This is a genomic window from Flavobacterium solisilvae (assembly GCF_012911605.1).
GTDB classification, from domain to species: domain Bacteria; phylum Bacteroidota; class Bacteroidia; order Flavobacteriales; family Flavobacteriaceae; genus Flavobacterium; species Flavobacterium solisilvae.
In genome coordinates, this window is the sequence record NZ_JAAMPT010000122.1 from 1 (window position 1) to 348 (window position 348).

At 33.0% G+C, this 348-nt stretch carries 1 protein-coding gene; it reads left to right on the forward strand.

Annotation, left to right across the window (positions count from 1 at the left end; genetic code table 11):
- Window positions 1-65: 65 nt before the first annotated feature.
- Window positions 66-348 (forward strand): transposase (locus G6042_RS00575; RefSeq protein ID WP_169522346.1); only part of this gene is annotated, 283 nt, incomplete at its 3' end.

The window sequence follows — 348 nt, forward strand, 5'->3', positions numbered from 1 at the left end:
CACAATCCTAGTACCAAATATAGTAAAATAGTTGTAAGAAAAAGATAAATTCATTATTTTTAGTGATGCAACATATACAAGGAATAGCTCGCAACCAGCTACAAGTAAGCAGTCTAGAAGACAGTATTAGTCAGGACAATCCTGTTCGATTTATAGATGCTTTTGTTAACAGTATCGATTTAGAGAAAATAGGATTTACACCCAGAGTATTAAAAACCGAAGGTCGTCCAAGTTTTGATACCAAGGTATTTTTAAAAATCTATTTGTATGGCTATTTAAACGGTATTCGTTCCTCGAGACGATTAGAAAAAGAGTGTCTTCGCAATATTGAATTGCAATGGCTTTTAG